Here is a 4,239-nt window from a genome sequence, read left to right as displayed (position 1 = left end):
ACGTGCGGATGGCATGGCCGCCAGTGCATCCTCAAAGCCGCTCAGCAGCGCCTCCCACAAGCGCGGCACGCTGATCAGATAGTGAGGCCGCACCCGTTGCAGATCCGGCCGAAGCTGCTTGAGGTTCGTGTAGGTCTGCGAGCAGCCGCAGGCGAGCAGGAAATATTCAGCGCTGCGCTCATAGGCATGCCAGATCGGCAGCACGCTCAGCACTCGATCACCCGGCTGCGGTGCCACAGCCACTCCCAGATGCCGCAGCTGATGCAGCAGGTTGGCGTGGCTGAGAGGCACGCCCTTGGGCTGGCCGGTGGTGCCTGAGGTGTAAAGCACCGTGGCCAGGCGCTGCTCACCGCCCTCCGGCCAGGCGGGCAGCGGCGCCTTGGCGCCCTGAGCTATCAATTCTTCCCAGGTGAAGCAGGGCAAGACCGGCACCACCGAACCGCGATCCCCCTGCAGCAACACCACAAAGCGCAGCTGCCCCAGCAGCTCGCTGCTGAGCTTGAGCCGGGTGAGCAGCTCAGCGGATTCGAGCACCAGGGCCACAGCGCCGGAATCGGCGGCGATGTAGCGCAGCTCCTCCACCGGGGCACCGCTACCGCGCACCGCATCGGCCGCCCCGAGCCGCATCAGCCCCTGATCAGCCACCAGCCAGCGGGGGCTGTTTTCCGAGAACAGCGCCACCACATCCCCGGGCTTCACGCCGAGGGCCGCAAAGCCCGCTGCAGCCTGCTCGATGCAGGCGTTCAGATCACGAAAGCTGAGCTGTTCGGGCGGCTTGGCGTGAGGGGCATCGAGGGCCGTTGCATCGCCATGGCGTTCTGCCAGCCGCGGCCAGAGCTGCTCCAGGCCGCCGAGATCACTCCAATCAGGCCGTTGAGCCAGGGCCTGCTGATCGCGGCGGCTGCCGCTCCAGCGGATCTCAGCGGTGGGCATCGGGAGCATGTGAGTGGTCCCGGTCTTACCACCCCTGAAGGCTCTCCTGGGGGGTGGGGGGGCGCAGCTGCAGGCCAAAGCGCTCGCTGAAGCACTGGAGCAGCCGCGGGCGCAACGCTGCCGCCGTGAGCTGCGGCCGCCAATCCAGCAAACGCCCCACGGGCCGATCGGCGATGCCACAGGGCACAACCTGGGTAAAGCCGGCCAGATCAGCCTCCACGTTCAGCGCCAGCCCGTGCTGACTGATCCAGCGCCGGGCTCCTACACCGATCGCCGCCAGTTTGCGCCCCTCCAGCCACACACCCGTCAGCCCCTCGATGCGCTCCCCCCGCAGACCCAGCTCAGCCAGCAGATCAATCACCACCCCCTCCAACTCCCTCAAATACGAATGCAGATCAGCACCATGGCGCTGGAGGTTGAGCACCGGGTAGAGCACCAACTGACCAGGGCAGTGGTGGGTCACCTCCCCGCCGCGATCGATGCGGAACAAAGGAGCCGGGGGATGCTTCGGATCAAACCCCAGAAAGGCTTCATCGGCGCCGCGGCCCAGGGTGTAGCAGGGCTGATGCTCCAGCACCAGCAGGGCATCAGGGCCGCCAGGATCCGCCAGCAACCGCTGCTGCAGCTGCTGTTGCCAGCTCCAAGCCAATGGGAAGGGAATCAGCCCCGCCGGCTCGAAACAGATTGCATCGGCTGTGGTGGAAATCACGCACCGTTCCTAGCGTTCAACTGAGCCCATCGCCCGGGAGGCAAGGGATGAAGCTGTTGATTCACGGCCGCAATCTGGAGGTCACTCCAGCCATCCGCGACTACACCGAAGACAAGCTCAAGCGGGCGATCGGGCATTTCGACGGGATGGTGAAAGAGGCGGACGTGCATCTCTCGGTGGCCCGCAACCCACGCGTCCCCCAACAAACCGCCGAGGTGACCGTGTTTGCCAACGGCACCGTGATCCGCGCCCAAGAGCGGAGCGAAAACCTCTACGCCAGCATCGATCTGGTGGCCGGCAAGCTCACCCGCCAGCTGCGCCGCTACAAGGATCGCCACGACGATCACCACCACAGCCCCGGCCATCACGCCAGCACCACTCCCAGCCTGGCGGAGCTGCCCGGCCAGGATGTTGTGAGCGAATCCCTTCTGGACGGCAAGGAAGCCACGCTGCCCAGCCGGGGTGTGCGCCGCAAGTACTTCGCGATGCCGCCGATGAGCATCGACGACGCGCTACATCAGCTGGAGCTGATCGACCACGACTTCTATCTGTTCCGCGACGCCGCCAGCGGTGAACTGCAGGTGGTGTACCGGCGCAACCACGGCGGCTTCGGGGTGATCCAGGCGAAGGGCTGACCCTCCCTCCAGACTGGGGCCCAACGTCAGGCCCCAGTCCTCAGCCCGCTTGCGCGACCTCCCTGATCTCGCCCCGATGATTGATCACGCCCTCCTGGATCCCCACCAGGGCGTTGATGCCGTGCTGCGCTGCTGCGATGAAGCGCGCCATTTTGGCTTTGCCGGCGTCTGCCTGGCTTCACGTTGGCTACCGGCAGCGCGAGAACGGTTGGGCCCCAGTGGAGGCCGCGGGCCAAAGTTGGTGAGTGTTGTGGGTTTTCCCTTCGGCGCGATTCCAGCCGACATCAAGCGCGCCGAGGCGGAGTGGGTAGCGGCCAGCGGCGCTGAGGAGCTGGATGTGGTGCCCGATTTCGGCGCCCTGGCCGATGGCGACAGCCGCGCCTTCTGCAACGACCTGGCACCGATCGTGGAGCTGGGCCTGCCGGTGAAGGTGATCCTCGAGGTGGGGCGGCTCACGCGCGAAGCGCTGGAGCTGGCCGTGGAGGCCAGCATCGATGTGGGTGCCACCATGCTCAAAACCGGCAGTGGCTTCGGCCCCGGCGCCACCGTGGAGCAGGTGACGCAACTGCGCCAACTGGCCCGCGGCCGCGCGGCCGTGAAGGCTTCGGGAGGGATCAACAACCTCGAGCAGGCCATCGCCCTTGTGGAAGCCGGCGCGAGCCGCCTGGGCACCAGCCGCGGGGTGGCCCTGATCCAGGCCCTGCGGCAGGGCGGCAACGCGCCAACGGCTGACGGCAGCCGGTGAGCGGCGAGCAGCGGTTGGAGGGGCTGGTGCTGCGCAGCACACCCCTCGGTGAAAGCGATCGTTTGATCACTGTGCTCAGCGCCGGCCAAGGCCTGATCCGGCTGGCAGCACCAGGCGCCCACAAACCGAAAAGCGCCATGGCCGCTGCGGTGCCCCTGGCGCTGCTCAACCTGCAGGTGGGCGGGCGTGGGGATCTCAAGCGCGTGCGGCAATTGAGCGTGCAACGCAACTTCGCCGCCCTGGCCGAACGACTGGAAACCCTGGCGGCAGCCCAGGGGCTGGCGGAGCAGACCCTGTTGCTGGTGCCCAGCGGTGATGTGGTTGACGGGGTTCTTGAGGACCTACTGCTGCAATTGGCGCGGCTCGAGCTGGTGGTGAAGGAGCGCCAGCAAAGCGTTGAGGCCCTGGCCATCGCCGTGCAGGGGGTGGTGCACCTGCTGGCCCTGGGGGGATACGCCCTGCCGCTGGCCTGCTGCGCCCGCACAGGGGCCGAGCTCGATCCACCGCTGGGAAACTGGGAGTGGCGCTGCAGCCTGCTGCCCGGCGAGGGCTTTGTGATCGGCGGTGTAGCCGGAGCTCAACTGGTGCTTAACGCTTCGGAACTGGCCCTGTTGCAGCGGCTGTTGCGACCGGCCCTGCCCCGTCGGCGCGATGGAGAGCTGATGGGGCCCGTAGCAGTGTGGCTGCGGTTGCTGCAGCTGGTGGAGCTGTGGAGCCGCGAACACCTCGGCCGCAATCCACGCTCCTGGAGGCTGCTGCGCCAGTGCTTTACGGGTGGAGGCTTCGGTGGGGGCGATGGGGCATCATCGTGAGCCGAACCACCCTTCCCCAGAGCCGATTCAGCCCGTGAGCGAAGCGCCACGATCGACCGGCCTGCAGGGAGTTCTGGCGCTGCCTGAATTCCGCAAGCTCTGGCTCGGCCAGATCTTCAGCCAGCTGGCCGACAAGTTCTACATCGTGTTGATGGTGTTCCTGATCGCCCAGTACTGGGTGACAGAAACCCTGCCTGCCGACGGAGCGATTGCGGAAGCCGCCGGTGCCTTCCGCTTCAGCATCGAGAGCCGCGCCCAGCTGATCACCCTGCTCGCCACAGGGATCTACGTGGCCAACACGATCCCGGCCATGCTGCTGGGCCTGGTGGCGGGGGTGTGGGCCGACCGCTGGCGCAAGCGTGAGGTGATGGTGGCCAGCAACGGCATCCGCGCCGTGCTGGCGCT

5 protein-coding genes and 1 pseudogene are annotated in these 4,239 nt (G+C 67.1%); 4 read left to right on the top strand and 2 right to left on the bottom strand.

What is annotated here, in order from left to right; translation table 11 throughout:
* Both ACIQ2E_RS12930 and lipB read right to left on the bottom strand, forming a co-directional pair.
* Nucleotides 1–933: AMP-binding protein (locus tag ACIQ2E_RS12930; RefSeq protein ID WP_398331259.1), on the bottom strand; the 933-nt coding region annotated here is incomplete at its 3' end.
* Between the two features lie 25 nt (nucleotides 934–958).
* On the bottom strand, nucleotides 959–1,642 hold the full coding sequence (lipB, locus tag ACIQ2E_RS12925; RefSeq protein WP_398331256.1) for a lipoyl(octanoyl) transferase LipB: 684 nt from the start codon (nucleotides 1,640–1,642) through the stop codon (nucleotides 959–961).
* Between the two features lie 47 nt (nucleotides 1,643–1,689).
* Between lipB and hpf the strand changes: the two genes are divergently transcribed.
* The 4 genes and pseudogenes from hpf to ACIQ2E_RS12905 all read left to right on the top strand — a co-directional run.
* A complete protein-coding gene (gene hpf, locus ACIQ2E_RS12920; RefSeq protein ID WP_398331253.1) occupies nucleotides 1,690–2,277 on the top strand; it encodes a ribosome hibernation-promoting factor, HPF/YfiA family in 588 nt (195 codons plus the stop codon).
* Nucleotides 2,278–2,353: 76 nt separating this feature from the next.
* A complete protein-coding gene (deoC, locus tag ACIQ2E_RS12915) occupies nucleotides 2,354–3,022 on the top strand; it encodes a deoxyribose-phosphate aldolase (protein ID WP_398331250.1) in 669 nt (222 codons plus the stop codon).
* Nucleotides 3,019–3,834: a DNA repair protein RecO gene (gene recO, locus ACIQ2E_RS12910; protein WP_398331247.1), complete on the top strand. Its 816-nt coding sequence runs from the start codon at nucleotides 3,019–3,021 to the stop codon at nucleotides 3,832–3,834. Before deoC ends, recO begins: the two co-directional genes overlap by 4 nt.
* Nucleotides 3,818–4,239 (top strand): annotated as a pseudogene (locus ACIQ2E_RS12905) (MFS transporter); the annotation flags it as partial. The gene recO and the pseudogene ACIQ2E_RS12905, both read left to right, overlap by 17 nt.

Source organism: Vulcanococcus sp. (assembly GCF_044369115.1).
GTDB lineage: Bacteria > Cyanobacteriota > Cyanobacteriia > PCC-6307 > Cyanobiaceae > Vulcanococcus.
This window is presented reverse-complemented; position numbering and strand designations above follow the sequence as displayed.

What these genes read in the sequence shown, in the direction of transcription:
- hpf (WP_398331253.1), top strand. Translation starts at nt 1,690, where the DNA reads ATGAAGCTGTTGATTCACGGCCGCAATCTGGAGGTCACTCCAGCCATC.
- deoC (WP_398331250.1), top strand. Translation starts at nt 2,354, where the DNA reads ATGATTGATCACGCCCTCCTGGATCCCCACCAGGGCGTTGATGCCGTG.